The following is a 26,072-nucleotide window of genomic DNA, read 5'->3' as shown; positions in this document are numbered from 1 at the left end:
AAGTTATCGATTGTATTTTTAAAGGGAAAAAGCAGACTGGCGCGGCGGTGCACGCGTATCAGGGTAAAGCCAGGGGAAGAAGTACCAGTGTTTAACAACCGGCCGCGCTGGGGTGACCCGCTGTCTTAACAACATTCCGGCAAGCAGCACAACCAGCGCCAGGAGTAGCCCTGGAACATGCGCCAGGAGCACGCAGTAGCCACAGGCTTCAGCGTGATCGATAGGCAAGCTTTCTGGTGTGTTGTGAGACATGTCGTGAGGCATGTCATGGGGCATCGCATGATGCTCTGCCATGCTCATTTCATGGTGCATCCCGGGCATGGCGCTCATGGGATCTTTATTGAGCGATACTGAAATTAACGGCGCGACAACGATCAGCAGGATCGCAAACAGCGCGGACCATGCCGCTGCGCGTTGCCATCTTTTTAGCTGCCGATTTAACGTCATTATCCCTCCAGTAAAGCGGGGGTATTGTAAACGATTTATGTCGAAAGGGTTAACGCGAGAGAGAGGATAAGATAAAAAAAGGGCCAACCTTTCGGTCAGCCCTTTTTAACAGGATGTCGCTTAAGCGAATCTTAGTTCAGACGCTCTTTAATACGAGCAGACTTACCAGTACGCTCACGCAGGTAGTACAGTTTAGCTTTACGTACAGCACCACGACGTTTAACAGCAATGCTGTCAACTACCGGAGAGTGAGTCTGGAAGACACGCTCAACGCCTTCGCCGTTGGAAATTTTGCGAACAGTGAATGCAGAGTGCAGACCGCGGTTACGAATAGCGATAACCACGCCCTCGAATGCCTGCAGACGTTTTTTGGAACCTTCAACAACCCATACTTTCACTTCCACGGTATCACCCGGACGGAAGGAAGGTACGTCCTGCTTCATCTGCTCTTGTTCAAGTTGCTTAATAATGTTGCTCATAATTTAATCTCTTATCCTGGGTAAACTGATATTCGGGAGCGTATTACGCATTCCCATCATGTTCATGCTGCTGGTGCGCGTGTTCTCTTTTGAACTCGGCCAGCAACTTTGCTTGCTCTTCAGTCAGAGCCAGGTTTTCCAGAAGTTCAGGTCTTCTAAGCCAGGTTCGGCCCAGCGACTGCTTCAGGCGCCAGCGACGTATCTCGGCATGGTTTCCAGACAGTAATACTGCCGGAACCTCCATCCCTTCTAACACTTCAGGACGAGTATAGTGGGGGCAATCCAGCAACCCGTCAGCAAAGGAATCTTCCGTTGCTGATGCTTCATGTCCCAGTACACCCGGAACAAACCGGGCCACGGAGTCAATCAGCGTCATTGCCGGTAACTCACCACCGCTGAGAACGTAATCGCCGATAGACCATTCTTCGTCAATCTCGGTTTGAATTACGCGCTCATCTACACCTTCGTAGCGCCCACAGACCAGAATCAGCTTTTGATTCGTCGCCAGTTCGCTCACGCCCGCTTGATCAAGCTTGCGTCCCTGAGGTGACAGATAAATCACCTTCGCGCCTTCACCTGCCGCGGCTTTAGCTGCTGCGATGGCATCCCGTAAAGGTTGAACCATCATGAGCATCCCCGGTCCGCCGCCGTAAGGACGATCGTCCACGGTACGGTGCCGGTCATGCGTGAAATCACGAGGACTCCAGCTTTCGATGCTCAGCAGGCCATTTTTTACTGCCCGGCCAGTTACCCCGTAATCGGTAATCGCGCGGAACATTTCAGGAAACAGGCTGATTATGCCAATCCACATAGCGCCGTCTTTTACCGTTTTCAGGAGAATTTAAAAACCAGGATCCCAATCTACTTCAATCGTTTGAGTAGTGAGATCGACTTTCTTGATAACCTGTCCATCGAGGAACGGAACCAACCGCTCCTTGATGCCAAATGCATCTTTCAGGTTTGCCTTAATAACGAGAACGTCATTTGACCCGGTTTCCATCATATCGATGACTTTCCCCAGGCTGTAGCCTTCGGTAGTGACCACCTGGCAACCCATAAGGTCTTTCCAGTAGTAGTCGCCCTCTTCCAGCTGTGGCAACTGCGACGAATCCACGACAATTTCACAATTAGTCAGTGCATTCGCGGCATCACGATCATCTACGCCTTTCAGCTTGATGATGATGTCCTGATTGTGGTGACGCCAGCTTTCCAGCTCGACTTCGACCCACTTACCGGCTTTCTGGATAAACCAGGGCTGGTAATTAAAAATGCTATCAGCGTCTTCAGTGGAGGAAAACACTCTGAGCCAACCACGGATACCGTAGCAAGAACCCATTTTGCCCAATACAATCGGTTCAACAGGTGCTTTATTGCTCATCATGACCACCGTGACAGATTAAGCTGCTTTGTTTGCTGCTTTGATCAGCGTAGCAACGCGATCGGAAACAGTAGCGCCCTGGCCAACCCAGTGAGCGATACGATCCAGATCCAGACGGGTTTCTTCTTCTGCGCCAGCGGCCAGTGGGTTGAAGAAACCAACGCGCTCGATGAAGCGACCGTTGCGTGCATTACGGCTGTCAGTAACAACAACCTGGTAGAACGGACGCTTTTTAGCGCCGTGACGTGCTAAACGAATAGTTACCATAACATCCTCTTGTGTGAATAAAACAACCGGGCCCCATCGAGGAACGGAGCCCGGGTGTCATATTAAAAGCCCGAAAATTTTACTGATTTCTGGGGAAAATGCAATCAGCAGTTCATATTCTGCTGTAAAAGGCCGTCGGCGGTGCAGTCAGTTTGGTGCCGGCGTGCGCGCAGTCACCGCAGCGTACACGCAGTACGTGAGGATGACGAGCACACCCCGGTGCCAAAATGGCAAACAAGCCAGGCCAGAATTGATTAGCGGCCAGGGAATCCTGGGGGCATCATCCCCTTCATCCCGCGCATCATCTTCGCCATACCGCCCTTCTTCATTTTCTTCATCATGCGCTGCATGTCGTCAAACTGTTTCAGAAGACGGTTTACGTCCTGCACCTGCATACCGCAGCCGGCTGCGATACGACGTTTACGCGAACCTTTGATGATTTCTGGCTTCGCACGTTCTTTCAGCGTCATCGAGTTGATAATCGCCTCCATACGCACTAGCACCTTATCGTCCATCTGCGATTTAACGTTGTCCGGGATCTGGCCCATGCCCGGCAGTTTGCCCATCAGGCTTGCCATGCCGCCCATGTTTTTCATCTGGCGCAGCTGCTCAAGGAAGTCGGTCAGGTCGAAGCCATCGCCTTTCTTCAGTTTATTCGCCAGCTTCTCAGCCTGTGCGCGGTCAACTTTGCTTTCGATATCTTCGATCAGGGACAGGACATCGCCCATGCCGAGGATACGCGAGGCGATACGATCCGGATGGAACGGCTCCAGCGCTTCGGTTTTCTCACCCACGCCGAGGAACTTAATCGGCTTACCGGTGATATGACGAATAGAGAGCGCCGCACCGCCGCGGGCGTCACCGTCCACTTTGGTCAGTACCACGCCGGTTAACGGCAGCGCTTCGTTAAACGCTTTGGCGGTATTGGCCGCATCCTGACCGGTCATGGCGTCAACAACAAACAGGGTCTCTACCGGATTGATAGAGGCATGCACCTGCTTGATCTCGTCCATCATCGCTTCGTCAACGTGCAGACGACCGGCGGTATCCACCAGCAGCACGTCGTAGAATTTCAGCTTCGCTTCTCTCAGCGCCGCGTTAACGATGTCGACTGGCTTCTGGGCAACGTCGGACGGGAAGAAATCCACGCCAACCTGCTCGGCCAGGGTTTCGAGCTGCTTGATCGCCGCCGGGCGATAGACGTCCGCAGAAACAACCAGCACTTTCTTCTTGTGCTTCTCGCGCAAGAATTTACCCAGCTTACCAACGCTGGTGGTTTTACCTGCACCCTGCAGGCCCGCCATCAGCACGACCGCAGGTGGCTGAGCCGCCAGGTTCAGCACCTGGTTCTCTTCGCCCATCGCCGAAACCAGTTCATTACGAACGATTTTGACGAACTCCTGCCCTGGGGTCAGGCTCTTGTTAACTTCATGGCCAACCGCTTTCTCTTTCACACGGTTGATGAATTCACGCACGACCGGCAGCGCCACGTCGGCTTCGAGCAGCGCCATGCGGACTTCGCGCAGCGTCTCTTTAATATTCTCTTCGGTAAGGCGTCCGCGGCCGCTGATGTTGCGCAGCGTGCGCGACAAACGATCGGTTAAATTATCAAACATTGTCTCTCGCCTGGGGTAGAAACGTTGGGTCGCTCATGCGACACATACACAGAATTTTGCCGGAGTATAACATGAAGGCGGCTTTGTTGTTATGCAACGGTTGGAGCAGGCGTCACGTAACGTTATACTGCTTCTCTTTCTTATTAAGACAACTGTCGACACCTATATGCCTGTTTTCGCACTGATCGCCCTTGTTGCCTACTCCATCAGCCTTGCGCTGATTATTCCTGGCCTGCTGCAAAAAAACAGCGGCTGGCGGCGCATGGCTATTTTGTCGGCGGTGATAGCGCTGGTGAGTCACGCCTTTGCGCTGGAGTCGCGCATCATTCCTGGCGACGGCAGCGTGCAAAATCTGAGCGTGTTGAACGTCGGTTCGCTGGTTAGCTTGATGATCTGTACGGTGATGACTGTCGTCGCCTCCAAGAACCGCGGCTGGCTGTTGCTGCCTATTGTTTACGCGTTTGCGCTGATCAACCTCGCCTTTGCCACCTTCGTCCCTAACGAATACATCACCCATCTGGAGACGACGCCCGGGATGATGGTGCATATCGGTCTGTCGCTCTTCTCCTATGCCACGCTGATTATTGCTGCGCTGTATGCCATGCAGCTGGCATGGATCGATTATCAGCTCAAGAACAAAAAGCTGGCCTTTAGTCATGAAATGCCGCCGCTGATGGTGATTGAGCGTAAAATGTTTCACATCACTCAGGTTGGCGTCGTCCTGCTAACACTCACGCTCTGTACCGGCCTGTTTTACATGAACAATCTGTTCAGCACTGAGAATATCGACAAAGCCGTCCTCTCTATCGTGGCGTGGTTTGTCTATATTGTCCTGTTATGGGGCCATTATCATCAGGGCTGGCGTGGCCGCCGCGTGGTCTGGTTCAACGTAGCGGGCGCTGGCATCCTGACGCTGGCCTACTTCGGTAGCCGCGTTATACAGCAATTTGTTAGTTAGCAACCAAGGAGTTCCCCCTGGAACACATCTCCACCACCGCGCTGATCGTTACGCTGATCATCATGGTGGTTATTTCCGCCTATTTCTCCGGCTCGGAAACCGGCATGATGACCCTGAACCGTTACCGGTTACGTCATCGCGCCAAACAAGGTAACCGCGCCGCCCGCCGCGTAGAAAAGCTATTGCGTAAGCCTGACCGCCTGATTAGCCTGGTGCTGATCGGCAATAACCTGGTCAATATTCTTGCCTCTGCGCTTGGCACCATTGTCGGGATGCGGCTGTATGGTAATGCAGGCGTCGCCATCGCCACCGGGGTGCTCACCTTTGTGGTGTTGGTATTTGCCGAAGTCCTGCCCAAAACTGTCGCTGCACTCTATCCAGAGAAGGTCGCCTACCCCAGCAGCTTCCTGCTGGCGCCGCTGCTTATTCTGATGATGCCGCTGGTGTGGTTACTGAATATGGTGACGCGCCTGCTAATGCGGATGGTGGGTATTAAAGCCGATGTCACGATCAGCAGCGCGCTGAGCAAGGATGAGTTGCGCACTATCGTTAACGAATCCCGCTCGCAAATCTCGCGCCGTAATCAGGATATGCTGCTGTCGGTGCTGGACCTGGAAAAAATCAGCGTCGACGACATCATGGTGCCACGTAACGAGATCGTCGGCATCGATATCAACGACGACTGGAAAGCCATCGTTCGCCAGCTCACCCACTCCCCGCACGGTCGTATCGTGCTCTATCGCGATTCACTGGACGATACCATCAGCATGCTGCGCGTGCGTGAAGCGTATCGCCTGATGACCGAGAAAAATGAGTTTACCAAAGAGGTCATGCTGCGCGCCGCAGACGAGATCTACTACATTCCGGAAGGCACGCCGCTTAGTACCCAGTTGGTCAAATTCCAGCGCAATAAGAAAAAAGTCGGTCTGGTGGTCGATGAATACGGTGATATTCAGGGGCTGGTCACGGTCGAGGATATTCTTGAAGAGATCGTCGGCGATTTTACTACCTCCATGTCGCCTTCTCTTGCTGAAGAGGTGACCCCGCAGAATGATGGCTCTGTGCTGATAGACGGCAGCGCCAGCGTGCGCGAGCTGAATAAAGCCTTTAACTGGCATCTGCCAGAGGATGAAGCGCGGACGATCAACGGCATGATTCTGGAAGCGCTGGAAGAGATCCCGGCGGCAGGTACGCGGGTGCGTATCGGGCAGTACGATATTGATATCCTGGATGTGCAGGACAATATGATCAAACAGGTGAAGGTGTTGCCGGTGAAACCGCTGCGGGAGAGCGTGGCAGAGTCATGATGTTACAGGCCGGGTAAGCGAAGTGGCTACCCGGCCTGCAGGTACCCATTACGCTTTCGCTTTCGCCACGGTCACCATCGCAGCGCGAATGGTACGGCCGTTCAGGGTATAACCCTTCTGCATGACCGCCAGCACGTTACCTGCGGCAACCTCTTCCGACTCCACCATCGCGATTGCCTGATGGACGTTCGGATCCAGCGCCACGTTGGTATCGGCCACGACTTCCACGCCGAACTTACGTACCACATCGAGCATAGATTTCAGCGTCAGTTCGATACCTTCGATCATCGCCGCGTTGTCCGGATTGGCTTTATCAGCCACTTCCAGCGCGCGATCCAGGCTATCAATCACCGGCAGCAGTTCGTTGACGAACTTCTCCAGCGCGAATTTATGCGCCTTTTCGACGTCCAGCTCGGTACGACGACGCAGGTTGTCCATCTCCGCCTTCACGCGCAGGACGCTGTCGCGCTCACGGCCCTGGGCTTCAGCTAACTGAGCTTCCAGATTCGCAATTTTTTCATCGCGCGGATCCACCTGCTCAGCAGAAGCGTCCGGCTCAACCGCCTCAACTTCCTCGTGCTGTTCCATGATAATTTCTTCCGGGGCTTGCCCCTCAGGCGTTTTCTGTTCTTTACTACTCATGAATTTCTCCGCGTTTTTCTGCATTCAACTCGCTAACTTCGCTTATTATGGGGATCAGTTTCCGGGATTCAAGGGAACAAGCCACATTGTCATCATTCATTCGCACAAGGACCTCCAGAAAATGAATAATCATTTCAAGTGTATCGGGATTGTTGGTCATCCACGTCACCCCACCGCGCTGACGACACATGAAATGTTGTATCGCTGGCTGTGCGCCAAGGGCTATGAGGTGATGGTAGAGCAGCAAATCGCCCAGGAGCTACAGCTGACCAAGGTGAAAACGGGCACGCTGGCAGAAATTGGTCAGCAGGCCGACCTCGCGGTAGTGGTTGGGGGTGATGGTAATATGCTGGGGGCGGCGCGCACGCTGGCGCGCTACGACATCAAAGTGATTGGTATTAACCGCGGCAACCTGGGCTTTTTAACAGACCTCGATCCCGACAATGCTCAGCAGCAACTGGCCGATGTACTGGAAGGCCATTACATCAGCGAAAAGCGTTTTTTACTGGAGGCGCAGGTCTGCGCACAGGATTGCCAGAAACGTATCAGTACCGCCATTAACGAAGTGGTACTGCACCCGGGTAAAGTTGCCCACATGATTGAATTCGAAGTCTATATCGATGAAACCTTCGCCTTTTCGCAGCGTTCCGACGGCCTGATTATTTCAACCCCGACCGGGTCAACGGCCTATTCGCTCTCTGCAGGCGGCCCGATTCTGACCCCCTCTCTGGACGCCATTACGCTGGTCCCCATGTTCCCGCACACCCTCTCGGCACGCCCGCTGGTGATCAACAGCAGCAGTACTATACGACTGCGCTTCTCGCACCGCCGCAGCGACCTGGAGATCAGTTGTGACAGCCAGATCGCGCTGCCGATTCAGGAAGGCGAAGATGTGTTGATCCGCCGCTGCGATTACCACCTCAATCTGATTCACCCTAAAGATTACAGCTATTTCAATACATTAAGCTCCAAGCTCGGCTGGTCGAAAAAATTGTTCTGATTTTGCATCCAGCACTTTACTGTATAAAAAACCAGTTTATACTGTATGAAAAAACAGTCATGGTTTTTCATACAGGAAAACGTTTATGCTGGCACAACTGACCATCAGCAACTTCGCCATCGTTCGTGAACTCGAAATCGATTTTCACAGTGGCATGACCGCCATCACCGGTGAAACCGGTGCCGGTAAATCTATTGCCATTGATGCGCTCGGCTTGTGCCTGGGCGGCCGTGCTGAAGGCGACATGGTGCGCGCAGGCGCGAGCCGTGCCGACCTTTGCGCTCGCTTCGCGCTCAAAGATACCCCTGCCGCCCAGCGCTGGCTTGAAGAGAACCAGCTCGAAGATGGCCGTGAGTGCTTACTCCGCCGCGTCATCAGCAGCGACGGACGTTCCCGTGGTTTTATCAACGGCACAGCCGTTCCCCTGTCGCAGCTGCGCGAGCTGGGTCAGCTACTGATTCAGATCCACGGTCAGCATGCGCATCAACAGCTTGTGAAGCCTGAACATCAAAAATCGCTGCTTGATGGTTACGCTGGTGAGTATGCACTCACTCAGCTGATGGCTGAGCACTATCGCCAGTGGCACCATAGTTGCCGCGAGCTGGCCCACCATCAACAACAGAGCCAGGAGCGTGCAGCCCGTGCTGAACTGCTGGCCTATCAGCTGAAAGAGCTGAATGAATTTAACCCGCAGGCGGGCGAATTCGAGCAAATCGACGAAGAGTACAAACGTCTGGCCAACAGCGGACAGCTGCTCTCGGTTAGCCAGCAGGCATTGAGTCTGCTCGCCGATGGCGAAGATGTTAACCTGCAAAGCCAGCTCTATACGGTACGTCAGTTGGTAACCGAGCTGACGGGAATGGACAGCAAACTCTCTGGCGTGCTGGATATGCTGGAAGAAGCAGCCATTCAGCTCTCCGAAGCGGGGGATGAACTGCGCCATTATTGCGATCGGCTGGATCTCGACCCGAATCGTCTGTTTGAACTTGAGCAGCGTATTTCGCGCCAGATATCTCTGGCCCGTAAACATCACGTGGCGCCGGAAGAGTTACCGGTTTACCACCAGTCACTTCTTGATGAGCAGCAGCTCCTTGACGATCAGGCCGATTCCCAGGAGACGCTCTCCCTGGCGGTAAGCGTTCATCACCAGCAGGCGCTGGAGACGGCGCAGCAGCTGCATGAGGTTCGCCAGCGCTATGCCCAGGAGCTGAGCCAGCATATTACCGAGAGTATGCACGCCCTCTCCATGCCGCACGGTATCTTCACCATCGAGGTGAAGTTTGAAGCCAACCATCTCACCGCAGAGGGGGCAGACCGCATCGAGTTCCGCGTGACTACCAACCCGGGGCAGCCGCTTCAGGCCATCTCTAAAGTGGCTTCGGGGGGTGAACTGTCGCGTATTGCGCTGGCAATCCAAGTCATTACCGCGCAGAAGATGGAAACCCCGGCGCTTATCTTTGATGAAGTGGATGTGGGCATCAGCGGCCCGACGGCAGCCGTGGTCGGCAAGCTGCTTCGCCAGCTCGGTGAATCCACCCAGGTCATGTGCGTGACCCACCTGCCTCAGGTAGCAGGATGCGGACATCACCATTTCTACGTCAGTAAAGAGACCGATGGCGAAATGACCGAAACGCATATGCAGCCGCTGGACAAACGTGCCCGCCTGCAAGAGCTGGCGCGCCTTCTGGGCGGTAGCGAGGTAACACGTAATACGCTCGCGAACGCGAAAGAACTGCTGGCTGCCTAAACTTTTTCGGGATCTCAGAGTCATACAGAACAATAAAAACGCCGCCAGACCTGGCACCAAAGGTTTTAAAGTGGTGAAAGGTCTATTATCATCGGCATATTACATATGAGCCGTCGCGTATTGCTCGGGCCCGAAAAGGAATCAAATCACTATGCGCTGTAAAACGCTGACCGCTGCCGCAGCGGTTCTCCTGATGTTGACCGCTGGCTGCTCCACCCTGGAACGTGTGGTTTATCGCCCTGACATCAACCAGGGGAACTACCTGGCACCCAATGATGTGTCTAAAATTCGTGTTGGTATGACGCAGCAACAGGTTGCTTATGCCCTGGGTACGCCGATGATGTCCGATCCGTTCGGCACCCAGACCTGGTTCTACGTCTTCCGTCAGCAGCCTGGCCACGAGAGCGTGACCCAGCAAACTCTGACGTTGACCTTTAACAGCAGCGGTGTGCTGACCAATATCGATAACAAGCCTGCACTCACCAAAGAGTAAGGCTGTCTGGAATGCAAAAAAGGTGCTCAGTGAGCACCTTTTTTTATGGCATGACGACCTTATTTAGCAGATTTTTCAGCGCGCTGGCGTCGCAGCTCTTTCGGGTCGGCAATCAGCGGGCGGTAAATCTCTACCCTGTCGCCATCGTGTAGCGTATCGCCCAGTTTCACCGGACGGCTGTAGATACCGACTTTGTTCTTCGCTAAATCGATGTCGCTGCGCAGTTCCAGAATACCGGAGCAGCGGATAGCCTCTTCCACCGTCGCCCCCTCTTCCAGGGAAACGCGCTGGAGATACTGTTTTTCCGGCAGCGCGTAGGCCACCTCCACAGCGATTTTAGCTGGCACTGTAAACCTCTTTTGCGCGCGAGGTAAACGCCTGCACCATGTTCGCCGCCAGCTCTTTAAAGATGCGACCAAACGCCAGCTCAATCAGCTTATTGGTGAATTCGAAGTCGAGATGAAACTCGATACGACAGGCATCAGCGCTAAGCGGAGTAAATTTCCAGCCGCCCATCAACTTCTTGAAGGGGCCATCCACCAGCTGCATCAAAATACTCTGATTGTTGGTCAACGTATTACGGGTCGTGAACGTCTTGCTAATGCCCGCTTTCGAGACATCAACCGCGGCGGTCATTTGCGTCGGGCCAGATTCCAACACCCGGCTTCCGGTACATCCCGGAAGGAACTCTGGATAAGCATCCACATCGTTCACTAACTGATACATTTGTTCCGCACTAAACGGAACAAGCGCAGTACGACTAATCTGAGGCATAGCGTTTTCCATGATCACACAACCACTAAATAATAACATTTATCGCTTGTTAAAAAAACGCTAAGCCTCATCTCGTGCTAAGATAGCGCGTTAGGCCTCACAGGACGCAATGAGGTGACTTTTGACATCAGATTACTTATGGCTTCACGACACTTATGACGAAGAAAAAAGTACATAAACCCGGCTCGGCAACCATTGCGCTCAATAAGCGTGCCCGCCATGAATACTTCATTGAAGAAGAATTCGAAGCCGGCCTTGCGCTGCAGGGCTGGGAAGTAAAATCGTTGCGCGCCGGTAAAGCTAACATCGGCGATAGCTATGTCATTCTTAAAGACGGCGAAGCGTTTCTGTTCGGCGCCAACTTTACACCGCTGACGGTCGCCTCGACGCATTACGTTTGCGACCCGACCCGCACCCGTAAGCTGCTGCTGAACATGCGCGAACTGGAGTCCCTTTACGGGCGCATCAATCGCGAAGGCTATACCGTGGTTGCCCTGTCGCTGTACTGGAAAAACGCCTGGTGCAAAGTCAAAATTGGCGTGGCAAAAGGTAAGAAACAGCACGACAAACGCTCTGATGTGAAAGAGCGCGAGTGGCAGGTCGACAAAGCACGTATCATGAAAAACGCAGGCCGATAAATCCTGCGCACTTATTGGTCAATTCAATAAGTTAGGTTATGGGCTGGTATCCCGGACGACAAATCTGGTATACTGCGTTCAACACTATTGGGGCTGATTCTGGATTCGACGGGATTTGCGAAACCCAAGGTGCATGCCGAGGGGCGGTTTGCCTCGTAAAAAGCCGCAAAAAAATAGTCGCAAACGACGAAAACTACGCTTTAGCAGCTTAATAACCTGCTCTGAGCCCTCTCTCCCTAGCTTCCGCTCTTAAGACGGGGATCAAGAGAGGTCAAACCCAAAAGAGATCGCGCGGATGCCCTGCCTGGGGTTGAAGTGCTAAAACTAATCAGGCTAGTTCGTTAGTGGCGTGTCTGTCCGCAGCTGGCGTGCGAATGTAAAGACAAACTAAGCATGTAGTACCGAGGATGTAGAAATTTCGGACGCGGGTTCAACTCCCGCCAGCTCCACCAAATGATGATCCGGATACGTCCGGTGAAGTACAGAAAGCCCGCATAGCACAAGCCCTGCGGGCTTTTTTGTGTCTGTCGTTGTCCGAGAACATCCGGCTGAATCCGGTGATTATTGGTATACGTTTAGGTATACGGTAGGATGTATACCTAAAAGCGTATACCAATTCATGAAGGAGCGGCCACAGTGGCACGGACAACACGCCCCCTGACCAACACCGAAGTTCTGCGCGCTAAAGCGTTAGAGAAGGATCTAACGCTGCATGATGGCGATGGGCTTTTCCTGATAGTGAAAACCAGCGGGAAAAAGCTCTGGCGTTTCCGTTATCAACGTCCGGCGACAAAACAGCGGACAATGATGGGGCTAGGTGCTTTCCCCGCCCTTTCACTTGTTGACGCCAGAGGGTTAAGAGCGGATTACCTTGCCTTGTTAGCCAACGGAATTGACCCGCAAATTCAGGCCGAAGTTGCAGAGGAACAGCAGCAAATCGCTCTGGACAGTATTTTTTCAACGGTCGCCGCTAACTGGTTCCAGCTCAAAAGCAAAAGCGTTACCCCTGATTACGCAAAAGACATTTGGCGTTCACTGGAGAAAGATGTATTCCCAGCCATCGGTGAGATCTCCGTTCAGCAAATAAAAGCCCGAACTTTGGTTGAAGCCCTTGAGCCAATCAAAGCTCGTGGTGCGCTTGAGACTGTACGTCGACTGGTTCAGCGCATTAACGAGATAATGATTTATGCCGTAAACACGGGTCTGATTGATGCGAATCCAGCTTCAGGTGTTGGAATGGCTTTTGAAAAGCCCAAAAAACAAAACATGCCGACGCTGCGGCCAGAGGAATTGCCAAAGCTGATGCGTTCTTTGGTTATGTCTAATCTGTCTGTTCCGACGCGTTGTCTTATTGAGTGACAACTTCTGACCCTTGTGCGCCCCTCTGAGGCCTCCGGCGCTCGGTGGTCAGAGATCGATCTCGATGCCAAGCTCTGGACAATTCCAGCCGAACGGATGAAGGCCAAGCGAGAGCACATTGTTCCTTTATCCACTCAGGCATTAGACATTCTAGCGGTAATGAAACCTATTAGTGCGCATCGTGAGCATATTTTCCCAAGCAGAAATGACCCGAAACAACCAATGAATAGCCAGACTGCCAATGCAGCATTAAAACGAATTGGGTATGGAGGAAAGTTGGTAGCTCACGGATTATGCTCCATTGCCAGTACATCTATGAATGAAGCTGGATTTAATTCAGATGTCATTGAGGCCGCATTGGCACATATTGATAAAAATGAATTTCGGCGAGCATGCAACCGTTCAACATATCTTCAAAAAAGAATTGAATTAATGAGTTGGTGGGGCGAATTAATTAGAATATCATGCAAGTAAAAATAAGGTGGTGATAAATCACCACCTTCCATATACTTAATTAAATTCTTTGAATTTATCACGCAACATACTGAAATGCTGCTCACCAATTTTATAATACTCGTCTAAAACACCATTAATAACCGCACTATTTATAATAAAAATATACTTACCTTTGCTTTTTGCCAACGCCTTTATCTTGTCTTTTTGCAGTTCGTTTGTTGCTTCACAGCAGGACAATAAACAAACTGATGTTTTAATAACATCCATTTCTTGAACTAGGTTTTCCAGATAACTCTCACTAATATGAGAGCTTGACATCACAATATTAACTAAAACTTTATCAGCCGGAATTTCAAAAATCGAAAAATCAAAAAAGAATCCCGCACGAGATTCATTTAACATTGTAAAGCTATAACCAAGCATATTTCCCTTTATCAAGCACGGATAAAAAAGAGAAGGATAAAATATAGTCAGAAATATTTTTTTAAGGCTTTCAATATACAATTGCTCATTATTTTCTTTTATTGCAAGCTTGAGATTCTCAACATCTGATGATAGTGGACCAGTTACAGCCCCTGTTGAATTATCGAAGCTTTTATGGGGAAGAGGCGGTGGCGATGAAAGTAATAGTTCTTCTTTGTATTGCTTTATTGCATCAGGATATTTTACTATCTGTTCCTCAATAAACTCCTTAGACTGCCCAAATTCTTCGATAATCTTTGTAGCTGTTACTGTTTGCTTCCCTCTTAAAAGAGTTACAAGCGCAGATCCTGCTTTAAGATGTTCTGCTCTAATCTCTGGAATTATATATTTCCGATAAAATTTGGAATGTGAATAAGCTATCTTTTCTCTAGCCATTACCTTTGGAATAAGTATAATTTCTTCACCATTGTAAATAGGGAGCTTAAATGTTCTTTTTCCCCATCGCCCACTACTCGGATCCCACAAACGAATACCAGAAACATCTGACATATCCACATTATAAAATTCACAAATCTTTTGTGTATATTCTATAAACGGAAGCTTAAGTATATTACATACAGAATCAGAAATCCTGTCAGAAGCAATCCCGTCAATAGTTAATGCTGTATCCTCAAGATCATGCAGTAATCCTGTTTGAGCTGCTTTGCTATTTTTCAATGACTCTAAAATTAGCTCTGCCGTTTTAACTCCTAAGGCTTTGCCAGAGGATTTTTTAGAAGAATACCCAAGATGAAATGAATTGGATTCCTTCAATGAAGATAATAATACTCCAGCTCTTTTAAGGTCTCCGTTTTTTATACTAGCCATAACATCTGCGAAATAATCCTGAATTAATTTCTCAAGGCCACCTCCCCAATTTGTTTTTAATGCTCGAATAGAGGTGGGATCTATAAAAAATTGTAAATCAGTATCCAAAGGGATATCAATAAAATCTAAATTTGATTGCTGAAATTCCATATTAAAAGCTTCAGAAAACTTCATACAGCACTCCTTACTTTAAGCACATGACAATGGGAACACTCTCATTTGTATTACATCAGGAAAAAGATCACAAGTTAGACAGATTAAACTTGTTTTAAAAATCAAAAAAAAGAATAAGTTACTCTTTAATTTCAATTACATATATTGAAACAAAGGGTTTTTGAACACTGTAACGACTATTTTCATAATCAATAATACGTTCACTACTCACTGTTCCTGAGCTCTTCAGATACGCACTACATTGTACTTATCCCTCCAAACCAATATCGCACTCAATCGAGACCATTGGGGGATGCACTAAGTCAGCGAATTTAAATGCAGCGCGCAATGCTCTCCCCGCCACGCCTGCCCGCTTAACGGGGCGCTTTTAATGCAGGCGCATTAGTGGGCTCAGGCCGCAGTACGGCTGGCGTGAGAGAGCGTTTTGAGAGATAAAAAACGCATGCAAAACCATGCACCTGATGCGTGCATGGCTATTTTTGGAAAAATGGCGGGATTTTGGTTTTTTTTCGTGAACTACCGGACAGCGAGTTCAGCGCGTTTATTCACGTAATTCTGATTCTGTGCAGGAGTGTATTTTTCACGATTATCAGCCCGCGAAGCCGCGTCAGGCCTGAATCCGATAGCCGTTAATAATTCATTGTTCTGTGCAGAATAATTAATTTTTTCGCCTCTGGCCAGCCAGACCACGAGAGTTTCACGCAGATACTGCGTTGAATGTTGCATGACGCATTGTTTTACGGTGCTGTGCTGCACGTGATAACCCATGAGTTCAGGTGCCAGCGCGGCGGTCAGCTCAGCACCGTGCGACATCATAAAATCATCCAGCCGGTTACGGATGCTGATGCGCTGCATATCCTCATGTGCCCGGATATCCAGGTCATCATGGTGTTCAAAGGCACGCTCGAGATCACCTGGAACCTGCTGGGCGAAGAGGTCATCATCATCGCGCCAGAGCGCTCCGTGGTTTCTGTGCCAGCCAATAGTTGGCGGCGCTATCGTGCCGTGGGGGATGATGTCGAATTTATCCTGACCGCTGAGGGTGACCAACGCAAGCGCGTCTACTGGGCAAAACGCACAACCGCAGTCTTGATCCTGACGGCTACGTCAGCAAGGTGGATATTATGCCGGTAACCGCCCGTCGGGCAGGCGCCCGCATCGAGAGTTTGCCGCAAGCATAAATAAGAAAGGCCGGGGCTTAGGCACCGGCCGCTTACCCTACACCTCAAGCCCCGCTCTGAACTGCCCCCACTTCAGCACCGAGTTCACCCCAATCGACAGGAAAGGCTCCGGCGGGGTTTTATTCGGCCCCGGCGAAGCCGCCAGGAAGTCAATCAGCTCATTACGCTCGCCGGCAATCATATCGGCCAGCAGCGTGCCGGTGGCGGTGCCGCGCGTAATCCCCAGTCCGTTGCAACACAGCGCGCCATAGACATTCGGCGCCAGCTGGCCGAAGAACCCTTCATGGTTTTCCGACAGGCAGATCGCCCCGCTCCAGGAATACTCAAAATCCACCTTATCAAGGGTCGGGAACCGGCGCTCGAACGACTTACGGTGATTGGTGATAAAGTTATTCAGATGTTGTTCACGCGGACGGCCATCCGGGTGGAAGCTAAAACTGTTCCGCACCAGGATGCGGTTATCTACTGTCCGGCGCACGGTACTGCCAAACGGATGCGCCGGGATCACGCCCCATACCGGTTTGCCGCCCAGCCCGGCCTGCTCCTCTGGCGTCAGCGGACGGGTCAGGCTGCCATAGAGAAACGTAGGCAGCAGGCGGCCACGCAGGAAGCCAAAGTGTGAGGCAAAAGCGTTATTGGCCAGAATCAGCTTATCGGCAGTGATGCAGCCCTTATCATGTATCAGAGTCACCTTATCGCCATAGTTGATGGCGGTAATCGGGGTGTATTCATACAGCGTTACGTTCGCGGGCAGGCTATCTGCCAGCCCCTTCACCAGCGCTGATGGCTGCAGCAGCATGGTGCCAGGAATAAACAGCGCCTGCTTATAATAGGAGGTACCAATGTGGTCCGGCAGATCCTTGCCGGCGATCATCTCGGTGTCACGGCCAATCTTCTCCAGACCACGGCGATACGCCTCCAGAATGGCAACGCCCTGCTCCCCCACCGCAGCCTGATACTTACCCGAATCGGACATCTGGCAGTCAATGCCCTGCTCTTTCACGATCGTGCGCAGGATGTTCTGCCCCAGGGTGTTAAGTTTCAGGATCAGCTTAGCGGTTTTCACATCACCAATGTAATCCTTCGCCCCGATATCGTGCGGCACGTCGATGGCAAATCCGGCGTTGCGCCCGGCCGGACCATAGCCCACCTCCTGGGCCTCAATCAGCACCACTTCATCGTCAGGAAAGTTGAGCGCCAGCTGTCGGGCAGCGGCCAGGCCAGTAAGGCCTGCGCCGACAATCGCCCAGCGGGCATGTTTTTGTCCGACATGGGCAGGACGAGGGGTACGCGCCTGGCTGGTGTGATACCAGCCCGGCAGGGCGTCATCCGCCGGCAGCGAGGTGATCTTTTGCACGTTTATTACTCCGGTACGCTGGGTTCTTTTCAAATTCACCTGCCGCACGCTGCGGGGCGCACAGGTCAGGTGATGCTGAAATAATGTTAGCCATGTTGCTAAAATGAATACGTGATGTATATCTCATGTATACATAAAGTATAAAAATAGTAACCAAGTTAAAAAAATGTTGTGCAACGCCCAGGGGAAAGCCGCAGCAATAAAGCCGTGAAATAGAGAGGATGCGGAGAGACAGGCCTGCCAGCGGAGGCCGGCAGGCGCAACGCGTGGGGTTAGCGCTTATCGCCTTCAGGTGGCGAAACTAGATCGGCCTTCAGCCCCTGGGGGGCGATAAAGATCTCCATGTTCTCCCGCGACAGCTCCCAGTGCTCGAACACCAGGTCAACCACCGCCTGCTCATCGCGCGCCTCGATGGCGGCAATAAAGGCGTCATGATGGTCTGCCGCCAGCTGCAACCGCCGCGCCATATCGTCGTTTTGCGGGCGGAAAAAGGTATGTCCGATACGACAGTGGTCAATCAGCAGCCTTCCGAGGCTCGGCTGCAGATAGGGGTTAGCCGCCATCTCGCCCATAATTTCATGAAAACGATTGTTCTCCAGCGCCAGCGCCTGAGCGTCATGGGTTTGTGCTGCCTTGCGAAACCGCTTTTGCGTCTCTTTCAGCGCTTTAAGCTGCGCCGGTTTAAAGTGTTGCACCGCCAGTCGCCCGGTCGCTGCATAGATCATCGGTGCGACAAGGAAAAAGTTACGCAGCGTCGAGTGGCTCATGGGGATGACGCGTACGCCCCGTTTTTCAACAATTTCGAGATAGCCTTCACCCGCCAGGCGCTGAAACACTTCGCGGACCGGCGTGCGGGACAAGCCGTATTGCGCCGTCAGGCTGGCTTCATCCAGCAGTTCATCCGGATCCAGCTCCATGGTTAAAATAAGACGCTTCAGATCCTCATATAGCGCTGCTTTTCCCGTCCTCATTGTCGCCTCCTGAAAAACCGGGTGAGTGGCCAGTGTCTGCGGTTAACCTACAGAAAAAGGCGGTATACAGCAAAAATAAATCACCTCTTCTCATTCCGCGAATAGCCCCAGTTTTTCAACGATTAACGATGATTTTTCAGCTCATTAGCGGTTTGCCAGATCAACTGCAACATCGGTTCAGGATCCCGATCCGGGGGATGGCGCAAGATCTCACTACGCAGCCAGGCAATTTCGCTGGTGGCGAACTGGCGAAAGCTCATCCCCTCGCTCGCATTTTTTAACCATTTCATCAGAAAGGCATTCTTCTGCCGGTTCGTCCGAATTCGCCCATGCCGTCTGGAAAGACCCATCGCGACCAGAATACAGAAGTAGAAGTGGACTCGCTTTTCCAGGCCGTCAGGCATGGCGGCAAACAGATGGTTTTTCATCTCCGTCAGCTCAGGCTGAACGCGCAGGCTGCCTGCCGATAACGGCGGCGGGCAGCCCTCTCCTGTGCGTGTCAGGCATCGTCTGTGGGAACATCAATCCAGATGGTCTTCAGTTCAGTGTACTGGTCGAGCGCAAAGACCGACTTATCACGTCCGCCAAAGCCCGACTGTTTATAGCCGCCAAACGGGGTGGTGGCATCCCCTTCACCGAAGCAGTTGACGGTGACCGTGCCTGCGCGGATGGCACGCGAAACGCGGATCGCCCGGTTGAGCTTGCCGGTATAGACCGATGCGGCCAGTCCATAGGGGGTGTCATTTGCCAGGGCGACGGCTTCAGCTTCGGTTTTAAAGGAGGTCACGCAGAGCACCGGGCCGAAAATCTCCTCGCGGAACAGCGCACTCGCCGGCGTTACGCCGTCGATAACCGTGGGCTGCACATAAACCCCCTGCTCCGTGTCCCCGCCGTGAATAATGCGCAGCCCCTCCTGGCGCGCCGTCTCCAGATAGCCGCTGACCTTACTGAAATGCTCCTCTGAAACCAGGCTGCCGAGGCGGTTCTGCGGATCGAGCGGATTGCCCATCGGCCAGTCGCTCATCTGTTTTGCCATCTCTGCCAGCAGCGCTTCCTTTATCTCGTCCTGAACCAGCAGGCGCGAGGTGGCAGAGCAGTTCTCGCCCATGTTCCAGAAAGCACCGTTGAGCACGTGCCCGGCCACGCTCGCCAGATCTTCGGCATCGGCAAACACCAGCGCTGGATTTTTGCCACCACACTCCAGCACCACTTTCTTCAGATTTGACTCTGCGGCGTAGTGCAGGAAACGCCGTCCGGTGGCGGTAGAGCCGGTAAAGCTCACCATATCGATATCCGGATGCAGGCCAATCGGCTCGCCCACTGCTTTCCCGGTACCGGTCACGATATTCAGTACCCCCGCCGGAACGCCCGCCTGATGTGCCAGTTCGGCAATCCGCAGCGCGGTTAAAGAGGTCTGTTCCGCCGGTTTGACGATCACTGAGCAGCCCGCCGCCAGCGCCGGGCCAAGCTTCCAGGCCAGCATCAGCAGCGGAAAGTTCCACGGCAGAACGCAGCCCACCACGCCAATGGCTTCACGCACCACCAACGCCATCGCCCCTTCGCCCACCGGGGCGGTGTGGTCGTATAGCTTATCGATGGCTTCGGCGTGCCATCGGATGACATGAATGGTTTCCGGCACGTCCACCGTCAGGCATTCACTCACGGGCTTGCCGCTGTCGAGGCTCTCCAGCACCGCCAGCTGCGTAACCTCCTGCTCCATCAGCTCTGCCAGCTTCAGCAGCACTGCTTTGCGCTCCCCCGGAGCCCGCTTGCTCCAGCTTCCGGCCTCGAAGGCAGCGCGCGCGGCGCTCACCGCCGCGTTGACATCGTCAACGTCGCAGGCGGCAATATCAGTAATGTGCTCGCCGGTCGCCGGGTTGTGGGTGGGCAGTCTCTTCCCGGCGCTGGCCGCCACGAAGCGGCCGTTTATAAAGGCGTTATTGGCCAGGGGCAACGCCCGGGCGATGGCAGTAACGTCGTCCACTGTTTGCAACTGACTCATTCTGCCCCCTTATGCCGCTGTCGCCGCAGCCACGTTGCGTTTCACATCGGCAATGACGGCTTTCAACTGGGCTTTCTCTTCTTCGTCCAGCCCCTGCAGTGGCGCACGTACCGTACCCGAGGTCAGGCCGTTCAGTTCGCAACCGTAGCGGATCGATTGCACAAACTTTCCGCCGTCGAGGAAGTTCATCAGCGGCATCATGGCAGCCATGATCTTGCGCCCCTTGTCGAAATCTTTTTCCACCACGCAGGCTTCATACAGCGCCACGTGTTCGCGGGGGATAAAGTTGGAACCTGCACAGACCCAGCTGCGCGCGCCCCAGGCGAAAAATTCCAGCGCCTGATCGTCCCAGCCGCAGGAGATCGCAATGTTCGGGAATTTGCAGGCCAGTAAATGTAGGTTATTGAAATCGCCTGAGCTCTCTTTAATCGCCACCACGTTCGCCGAGCGGCTCACTTCGGTGAAATAGGTCTCGCCCATGGTGATACCCATGCGGCCCGGATAGTTATAGAGCATGATGGGCAGCTGTGCGGCTTTGTCGACCGTCAGCGCATGATGGGCATTTTCCCGCTCGGTCGGCAGGGCATAGGGCGGAGAGGTCACAAGGATGGCATCGGCTTTCGCTTCGCGGGCATGTTTTGCGTAGTCCACCGCATCTTCAGTGCGGATGGCGCCGGTGCCCACGACCAGCGGCAGACGGGTACCTATCACGCTGCGCGCGTGCTCCACCAGCGCTTTACGCTCCTCCGGACTCTGGGCGTAATACTCGCCGGTAGATCCGCCAATGATAATGCCGTGGACGCGCGCCTCGATCAGTGACTCCAGCACCTCGGCAAAGCGCGCGAAATCAATGCTGCCATCGGCTGCGTAAGGAGTAATGGCCGGGGTGTAGATACCTTCAAATGTAAACACGATAACCTCCAGGGAAATTCATGACCGTAACAGTCAGCTACGCAACCGTGATGGCGTGCGTTTGTTAAAAATTTGCACAAGAGGGTAAAAAAGGTCAATGGATGAATATTTTTCGTATACACAGAAAATACAATATAAATACGAAATTACCGTATATTTTTACATGAGCAAAAATAATTCTCTTTTAATTACAGCAACTTAAATTGTGATATCAAGCGTAGTAATTTTCTATATGATTTCCGATAACGATCACATTCCGGGATTATTGCGGATGAAGGCGTATTTACAGAGAGAGTTGAGAGGCATAATTTTAAGACTGAATTTAACCAGGATTTAACAGAAAGCGACTGCACAGCGCCTGGTTGTGACCAAATTGTAAACAGAGGTAGGGTATGCCCCAGAAGAAAGCGACACTCATCGGGTTGATAGCGATCCTGTTGTGGAGTGCGATTGTGGGTTTGATTAAAAGCGTGAGCGAGGGGTTTGGCCCGGTAGGAGGCGCGGCGCTGATCTACACCTGCAGCGCGATACTGCTGATCTTTACCGTTGGGTTGCCGAAAATTCGTCAGTTCCCACCGAGCTATCTGATCCTCGGCAGCATTCTGTTTGTCTGCTACGAGCTGTGCCTGTCGTTATCGCTGGGCTTTACCCATAACGGACGGCAGGCCATCGAAGTGGGTATGGTCAATTACCTCTGGCCGAGTCTGACCATTCTGTTAACGGTGATCGTTACCCGCCAGAAAACCAGCCCGTTAATTATACCCGGGGTGATCATCGCCATTATTGGCATTGGCCGGGTGCTGGGCGGGGACGAGGGATTCTCCGTAAACGAAATGACCCGCAACGTAATGGACAATCCTTTAAGTTATGGCCTGGCATTTAGCGGCGCGGTGATTTGGGCAATATATTGCGTGGTCACAAAATTAATCGCCAAAGGAAATAATGGTATTACCCTGTTCTTTATTTTGACGGCCCTGACGTTGTGGGTGAAATATCTCACCTCGCCTCAGCCAGACTTTATTTTATCGTGGAAAGCGTGGATAAGTTTATTGCTCGCGGCCATCGCTATGGGCTTCGGTTATGCCGCCTGGAACGTCGGCATCCTGCATGGCAACGTGACGATACTGGCCGCCGCCTCCTATTTTATTCCGATCATCTCTGCCGTGCTGGCCGCGTTTATCCTCAGTTCACAGCTGACGATGGCCTTCTGGCAGGGTACCGCCATGGTAAGTCTCGGCTCGCTTATCTGCTGGTGGTCGACGCGCACCGTCCCGGTGGCAAAGTTGTCTGACGAACGTTCTTGATATCCGTCTGCGGGGGGTACACCTCCCGCAAGACGTAAAGTGAAGTAAGACCATAATAGATATAAATAACATCTTATCCGACCATCCTGCACCGGAGGAGTACCTGTCATGAATCAGCCTCAATAACCGATAAATTCATTCATTGTTTTATTAAGATCGCTATATCTGCTCTGGATAACACTTTATCGATCTTACCTGACCTACATTTATTCCGTATTCGTTTGATTAACGGTATGAGCTTCGCTCGGTCTAAATAAATAGTCATCGCCTCTGCTATTTATTTCGTCCTCTTATTACTGATTATTCAACGACGTCGGGAAAAGACAGGAGTTATCATGTCAAATATCCTTTCAGTTGAAGACGTACCGCTTAATCGTTTTCATCGGTTACTGACCGTTCGTTCCGGCGGCGGCTCCTTTGTCGATGGCTATGTGCTGAGTATTATCGGCATCGCCATGATGAAGGTCTCCCCTGCTCTCGGCCTGAGCGCCTTCTGGGAAGGGCTTATTGCCGCTTCGGCGCTGATAGGCATCTTTTTTGGCGGCTTTATTGGCGGCGCCCTGACCGACCGTCTGGGCAGACGCGTGCTCTATTTTGTGGGGCCGACCCTGTTTGTGGTCTGCTCGCTGGCACAGTATTGGGTGCAGAGCGGCGAGATGCTCTTCGCCCTGCGCTTTCTGAACGGCGTGGCGGTCGGCATTGAGTATCCGGTTGCCACCGCTTTCCTGGTCGAGTTTCTGCCGAAGAAAAACCGTGGTCCCTGCCTCGCCACCCTCACTATTCTCTGGTTTGCCGGTGCGGCGACCGCCTACCTGGCCGGGGAAGCGATCCTGCACCTGGGCGGCCCGGAGGCCTGGCGTCTGGCGCTGGCCAGCACCGCAGTGATTGGTGCCCTGCTGTTCATTGTGCGTCTGGGTACGCCGGAATCACCACGCTGGCTGATGAGTAAAGGACGCCACGCGGAAGCCGAAGCGATCATTCGTCAGGTTTACGGGCCGGACTTTAGCCTCGATAACTTGCCAGTGCAGGCCGAAAGCAAAAACCTGTCGTTCGCCAGCCTGCTGCACTCGGGTTACGGCAAACGCATGGCGTTTGTGACCATCTTCTGGACCTGCTCGGTGATCCCGGTATTTGCCGTCTACGCCTTTGCGCCAAAAGTACTGGATGCCCTGCACCTGAGCGGCGCCTGGGCCTCCTGGGGATCGGTAGCCATTACCTTGCTGTTCGTGGTGGGCTGTATCGTTGCCACCCGCCTGGTGAATATTCTGGGCCGCCGTAAATTGCTGCTGCAAAGCTTCCTCTGGTCCGGCCTGGCGCTTCTGCTGTTAGGCCTGCTGCGTGATGGCCCCTCGCCTGTCATTCTGCTGATGTTTGGCCTGTACGCGCTCTTTATCGGGGGTGCGCAGGTACTGCAGCTGGTCTATCCAAACGAGATTTTCCCGACTGAAATTCGTGCAGGTGCGGTTGGGGTGGGAACCTCGCTGTCACGCGTTGGCGCGGCGGTGGGCACCTGGCTGGTGCCGGTTTCCCTGCAAACCCTGGGGATTGGCAACACCATGTACATTGCGGCGGCCATCACCTTCTTCGGGCTGATTGTCTCCTGGTTCCTGGCACCAGAGACCAACGCCCGGAGCCTGGAGGATGCCGCGTCGCTGGATGATGCCCCCCGGCAAAAGGTGACCCTCAACGCGCCGCTCATCCGACGTAACACACTCTAATAAAAAGGGCTGCATCGCAGCCCTTACTCTTTTACCAGCTTTTCCACTTCCCGCCGCCGTTTTCTGAACGAGCCCGGCGTTTCGCCATACTGCTTACGAAACCACGAGATGAGATGGGTCGCATCGGCAAAACCGGTCGCTATAGCAATAGCGCCGATGCTGTTGCTGGAGTCGGCCATCAGTTTACGCGCCCGCTCCAGACGCATGCGTCGCCAGTACACCGCCGCCGAGTGGCCGGTACACTTCGTAAAGATAAGATTAAGCTGGCGGAATGTGACACCAGCAAAGTCTGCCACCTCTGCCAGCGGCACCGGTGAGTCCAGATGATGCTGCATAAACTCAATGACTTTATTGACCAGCTCGTTATCGTAACCATCCGGTTCGCTGAGCGGGGCTTTGCGTTTCGCCTGGCGTGTCGGAGCCTCTTCCACCAGCAAATATTTCAGGACCTTTTGCGAACGTACCAGTCCGCAATGCTGACGAATCAGATCTGCCGCCAGGTCGATGGCCGTACCGCCCGGACACGTAATGATCCCACCATCTTTGATGTAGGTTTTATCAATAACCGGGATGGCTTTCGGAAAACGCAGGCGGAACTCATCCCGGGTGGTGAAGTGGATGGCGCAGTGACGCCCGTCGAGCAGCCCGGCGTTACCCGCCACAAACGCGCCGCTACAGAGCGTGATAATAGGGATGTTGCGCGCATGCAGATCCCGCAGAGCCGTTAACAACCAGCCGGGCGGCTGGCGCGTCTCCTCCAGCAGACCGCCCGCCACCACGAAGTAATCCCAGGGTTTGCTGAAATCTAACGCGGCGGTCGGTGAGACCGGCAACCCGCAGCTGGCGGTAACGGGCTTATCATCGCAGGTCATCCACTCCCAGCGGCAAAAGATTTGCCGACTGGAAAAGGATTCATCAGCGGCAAAACGCAGAGATTCAACCAACCCGGCCACGGAGGCCAGAGTAAATTGCTTCATCAGCAAAAAACCAATGGTGAGGTCAGGTTTTGGCTCAGTCTGGCTTATGGGAGGTGTTGAAGGTGACATAATTTCCGGCTCATCAAAAACGTGTGCACCCATAAACTATACCCTTTTCATCTTGTTACGCCCTGCGTTTTTGTTGCTTTGTGCGAGCCCGCTTAGCAAAAAGCTTAACAATACTTTTTACGCTACATGACTTTTGCCGGTGCGCTATGTCTTCGTAAAAGTGCCCTGCACTTCGGATAAATATCAACGTATTGGGAACTATATCTCTGGCCAGCCATTAATTAACAGCGAAAATTAAGCCAAAATCCTTTACTTTATTTACCACCGCGTCTGTAGCAGTCTTTGGTAATACAGGCAAATAAACTTATATATAAAAATAATCGCCCTTAAATATAATATATTCACTCTTAACTTAACTAATACTAAAATAGTAACCCACAATTACTTAAATGAAATTTTGTGATTACGATCGAATTTCTCGCACTTTCAGGCCTACGTATTACAGTCCGCACCGTGCGCGCCATCGCAGGCCAGGCAAGGCCTACAGCGGTGGAACGCAGGGTAAATAGAATTAAACGCGTTATTCGGCACTTTTAATTAGCTTCACTTACCTTTT

At 52.6% G+C, this 26,072-nt stretch carries 25 protein-coding genes, 1 other RNA gene and 2 pseudogenes; 11 read left to right on the top strand and 17 right to left on the bottom strand.

The features are described 5' to 3' along the window. Positions 1 to 18: 18 nt before the first annotated feature. From B3B59_RS04725 to ffh, 6 genes are all read right to left on the bottom strand, one after another. Positions 19 to 447: a DUF2946 domain-containing protein gene (locus B3B59_RS04725; RefSeq protein ID WP_286808205.1), complete on the bottom strand. Its 429-nt coding sequence runs from the start codon at positions 445 to 447 to the stop codon at positions 19 to 21. A 131-nt stretch (positions 448 to 578) separates the two neighbouring features. Next, a complete protein-coding gene (gene rplS, locus B3B59_RS04720; RefSeq protein ID WP_002914145.1) occupies positions 579 to 926 on the bottom strand; it encodes a 50S ribosomal protein L19 in 348 nt (115 codons plus the stop codon). Positions 927 to 969: 43 nt separating this feature from the next. Further along, on the bottom strand, positions 970 to 1,737 hold the full coding sequence (trmD, locus tag B3B59_RS04715; protein ID WP_040074388.1) for a tRNA (guanosine(37)-N1)-methyltransferase TrmD: 768 nt from the start codon (positions 1,735 to 1,737) through the stop codon (positions 970 to 972). Between the two features lie 30 nt (positions 1,738 to 1,767). After that, positions 1,768 to 2,307: a ribosome maturation factor RimM gene (gene rimM, locus B3B59_RS04710; RefSeq protein ID WP_040074387.1), complete on the bottom strand. Its 540-nt coding sequence runs from the start codon at positions 2,305 to 2,307 to the stop codon at positions 1,768 to 1,770. A 15-nt stretch (positions 2,308 to 2,322) separates the two neighbouring features. Beyond that, complete coding sequence (gene rpsP, locus B3B59_RS04705; RefSeq protein WP_003863133.1) at positions 2,323 to 2,571, bottom strand: 30S ribosomal protein S16; 249 nt, start codon at positions 2,569 to 2,571, stop codon at positions 2,323 to 2,325. 254 nt (positions 2,572 to 2,825) lie between these two features. Next, entirely contained in the window at positions 2,826 to 4,187 is a 1,362-nt protein-coding gene (gene ffh, locus B3B59_RS04700) for a signal recognition particle protein (RefSeq protein WP_212476284.1), read from the bottom strand. A 166-nt stretch (positions 4,188 to 4,353) separates the two neighbouring features. Here ffh and B3B59_RS04695 point away from each other — a divergent pair, with 166 nt between their 5' ends. After that, the gene (locus tag B3B59_RS04695) at positions 4,354 to 5,145 is read left to right on the top strand and encodes a cytochrome C assembly family protein (RefSeq protein ID WP_046886254.1); all 792 of its coding nucleotides are present in this window, start codon (positions 4,354 to 4,356) and stop codon (positions 5,143 to 5,145) included. A 17-nt stretch (positions 5,146 to 5,162) separates the two neighbouring features. Next, positions 5,163 to 6,452, top strand: a complete 1,290-nt coding sequence (locus B3B59_RS04690) for an HlyC/CorC family transporter (protein ID WP_207293863.1) — start codon at positions 5,163 to 5,165, stop codon at positions 6,450 to 6,452. 48 nt (positions 6,453 to 6,500) lie between these two features. On the opposite strand, the gene grpE is transcribed toward B3B59_RS04690, so the two are convergent. Further along, positions 6,501 to 7,094 (bottom strand): nucleotide exchange factor GrpE, encoded by a 594-nt coding sequence (gene grpE, locus B3B59_RS04685; RefSeq protein ID WP_040074383.1) that lies wholly within the window; start codon positions 7,092 to 7,094, stop codon positions 6,501 to 6,503. Positions 7,095 to 7,215: 121 nt separating this feature from the next. Here grpE and nadK point away from each other — a divergent pair, with 121 nt between their 5' ends. The 3 genes from nadK to bamE all read left to right on the top strand — a co-directional run bounded on the left by nadK (position 7,216) and on the right by bamE (position 10,334). After that, positions 7,216 to 8,094: an NAD(+) kinase gene (gene nadK / locus B3B59_RS04680; protein WP_040078426.1), complete on the top strand. Its 879-nt coding sequence runs from the start codon at positions 7,216 to 7,218 to the stop codon at positions 8,092 to 8,094. 85 nt (positions 8,095 to 8,179) lie between these two features. Beyond that, entirely contained in the window at positions 8,180 to 9,841 is a 1,662-nt protein-coding gene (recN, locus tag B3B59_RS04675; protein ID WP_286808203.1) for a DNA repair protein RecN, read from the top strand. Positions 9,842 to 9,992: 151 nt separating this feature from the next. Then, a complete protein-coding gene (gene bamE / locus B3B59_RS04670; RefSeq protein ID WP_040074379.1) occupies positions 9,993 to 10,334 on the top strand; it encodes an outer membrane protein assembly factor BamE in 342 nt (113 codons plus the stop codon). Between the two features lie 59 nt (positions 10,335 to 10,393). On the opposite strand, the gene B3B59_RS04665 is transcribed toward bamE, so the two are convergent. Together B3B59_RS04665 and B3B59_RS04660 are read right to left on the bottom strand one after the other, a co-directional pair. Beyond that, positions 10,394 to 10,681 carry an RnfH family protein gene (locus B3B59_RS04665; protein ID WP_046886248.1) on the bottom strand — a complete coding sequence of 96 codons (288 nt, stop codon included), beginning with the start codon at positions 10,679 to 10,681 and terminating at the stop codon, positions 10,394 to 10,396. Beyond that, positions 10,671 to 11,108: a type II toxin-antitoxin system RatA family toxin gene (locus B3B59_RS04660; protein ID WP_040074376.1), complete on the bottom strand. Its 438-nt coding sequence runs from the start codon at positions 11,106 to 11,108 to the stop codon at positions 10,671 to 10,673. The genes B3B59_RS04665 and B3B59_RS04660 overlap by 11 nt, the downstream gene beginning before the upstream one ends. Before the next feature lie 155 nt (positions 11,109 to 11,263). Here B3B59_RS04660 and smpB point away from each other — a divergent pair, with 155 nt between their 5' ends. From smpB to B3B59_RS04645, 3 genes and pseudogenes are all read left to right on the top strand, one after another. Beyond that, the gene (smpB, locus tag B3B59_RS04655; protein ID WP_040074375.1) at positions 11,264 to 11,746 is read left to right on the top strand and encodes an SsrA-binding protein SmpB; all 483 of its coding nucleotides are present in this window, start codon (positions 11,264 to 11,266) and stop codon (positions 11,744 to 11,746) included. A gap of 89 nt (positions 11,747 to 11,835) precedes the next feature. Further along, positions 11,836 to 12,198: a transfer-messenger RNA gene (ssrA, locus tag B3B59_RS04650) on the top strand. Between the two features lie 184 nt (positions 12,199 to 12,382). Then, positions 12,383 to 13,579, top strand: a pseudogene (locus B3B59_RS04645) (integrase domain-containing protein). Between the two features lie 36 nt (positions 13,580 to 13,615). Here the strand turns inward: B3B59_RS04645 and B3B59_RS04640 are convergent. Continuing rightward, positions 13,616 to 15,025: a hypothetical protein gene (locus tag B3B59_RS04640; protein WP_286808202.1), complete on the bottom strand. Its 1,410-nt coding sequence runs from the start codon at positions 15,023 to 15,025 to the stop codon at positions 13,616 to 13,618. 516 nt (positions 15,026 to 15,541) lie between these two features. Further along, positions 15,542 to 15,898, bottom strand: a pseudogene (locus B3B59_RS04635) (phage polarity suppression protein); the annotation flags it as partial. On the opposite strand from B3B59_RS04635, the gene B3B59_RS04630 reads away from it, so the two are divergent. Further along, the gene (locus tag B3B59_RS04630; protein ID WP_286808228.1) at positions 15,887 to 16,159 is read left to right on the top strand and encodes a hypothetical protein; all 273 of its coding nucleotides are present in this window, start codon (positions 15,887 to 15,889) and stop codon (positions 16,157 to 16,159) included. The pseudogene B3B59_RS04635 and the gene B3B59_RS04630 sit on opposite strands and share 12 nt — an antisense overlap. Positions 16,160 to 16,243: 84 nt before the next feature. Here B3B59_RS04630 and B3B59_RS04625 read toward each other — a convergent pair whose 3' ends face one another. The 5 genes from B3B59_RS04625 to B3B59_RS04605 all read right to left on the bottom strand — a co-directional run bounded on the left by B3B59_RS04625 (position 16,244) and on the right by B3B59_RS04605 (position 21,448). Beyond that, positions 16,244 to 17,563: an NAD(P)/FAD-dependent oxidoreductase gene (locus B3B59_RS04625; protein ID WP_286808200.1), complete on the bottom strand. Its 1,320-nt coding sequence runs from the start codon at positions 17,561 to 17,563 to the stop codon at positions 16,244 to 16,246. A 272-nt stretch (positions 17,564 to 17,835) separates the two neighbouring features. Then, positions 17,836 to 18,534 carry a GntR family transcriptional regulator gene (locus tag B3B59_RS04620; protein WP_046886082.1) on the bottom strand — a complete coding sequence of 233 codons (699 nt, stop codon included), beginning with the start codon at positions 18,532 to 18,534 and terminating at the stop codon, positions 17,836 to 17,838. Between the two features lie 122 nt (positions 18,535 to 18,656). Next, complete coding sequence (locus tag B3B59_RS04615; RefSeq protein WP_286808197.1) at positions 18,657 to 18,962, bottom strand: hypothetical protein; 306 nt, start codon at positions 18,960 to 18,962, stop codon at positions 18,657 to 18,659. 71 nt (positions 18,963 to 19,033) lie between these two features. Continuing rightward, positions 19,034 to 20,536, bottom strand: coding sequence for an aldehyde dehydrogenase (locus B3B59_RS04610; RefSeq protein WP_286808195.1), 1,503 nt, complete (start codon positions 20,534 to 20,536; stop codon positions 19,034 to 19,036). A gap of 9 nt (positions 20,537 to 20,545) precedes the next feature. Next, on the bottom strand, positions 20,546 to 21,448 hold the full coding sequence (locus tag B3B59_RS04605; protein ID WP_286808193.1) for a dihydrodipicolinate synthase family protein: 903 nt from the start codon (positions 21,446 to 21,448) through the stop codon (positions 20,546 to 20,548). A gap of 392 nt (positions 21,449 to 21,840) precedes the next feature. On the opposite strand from B3B59_RS04605, the gene yddG reads away from it, so the two are divergent. Both yddG and B3B59_RS04595 read left to right on the top strand, forming a co-directional pair. Then, the gene (gene yddG / locus B3B59_RS04600) at positions 21,841 to 22,752 is read left to right on the top strand and encodes an aromatic amino acid DMT transporter YddG (RefSeq protein ID WP_286808191.1); all 912 of its coding nucleotides are present in this window, start codon (positions 21,841 to 21,843) and stop codon (positions 22,750 to 22,752) included. Between the two features lie 335 nt (positions 22,753 to 23,087). Next, a complete protein-coding gene (locus tag B3B59_RS04595; protein WP_286808189.1) occupies positions 23,088 to 24,470 on the top strand; it encodes an MFS transporter in 1,383 nt (460 codons plus the stop codon). A 23-nt stretch (positions 24,471 to 24,493) separates the two neighbouring features. Here the strand turns inward: B3B59_RS04595 and B3B59_RS04590 are convergent, their stop codons facing one another. After that, positions 24,494 to 25,447 carry a GlxA family transcriptional regulator gene (locus B3B59_RS04590; RefSeq protein WP_286808188.1) on the bottom strand — a complete coding sequence of 318 codons (954 nt, stop codon included), beginning with the start codon at positions 25,445 to 25,447 and terminating at the stop codon, positions 24,494 to 24,496. Between the last annotated feature and the right edge of the window lie 625 nt (positions 25,448 to 26,072).

Origin of the sequence: Leclercia sp. UBA2479, from assembly GCF_002341985.1 — a bacterium.
Classification (GTDB): Bacteria; Pseudomonadota; Gammaproteobacteria; order Enterobacterales; family Enterobacteriaceae; genus Enterobacter; species Enterobacter pneumoniae.
The sequence above is the reverse complement of the archived record's forward strand: the minus strand, read 5'-3'. Positions and strand labels throughout refer to the sequence as shown.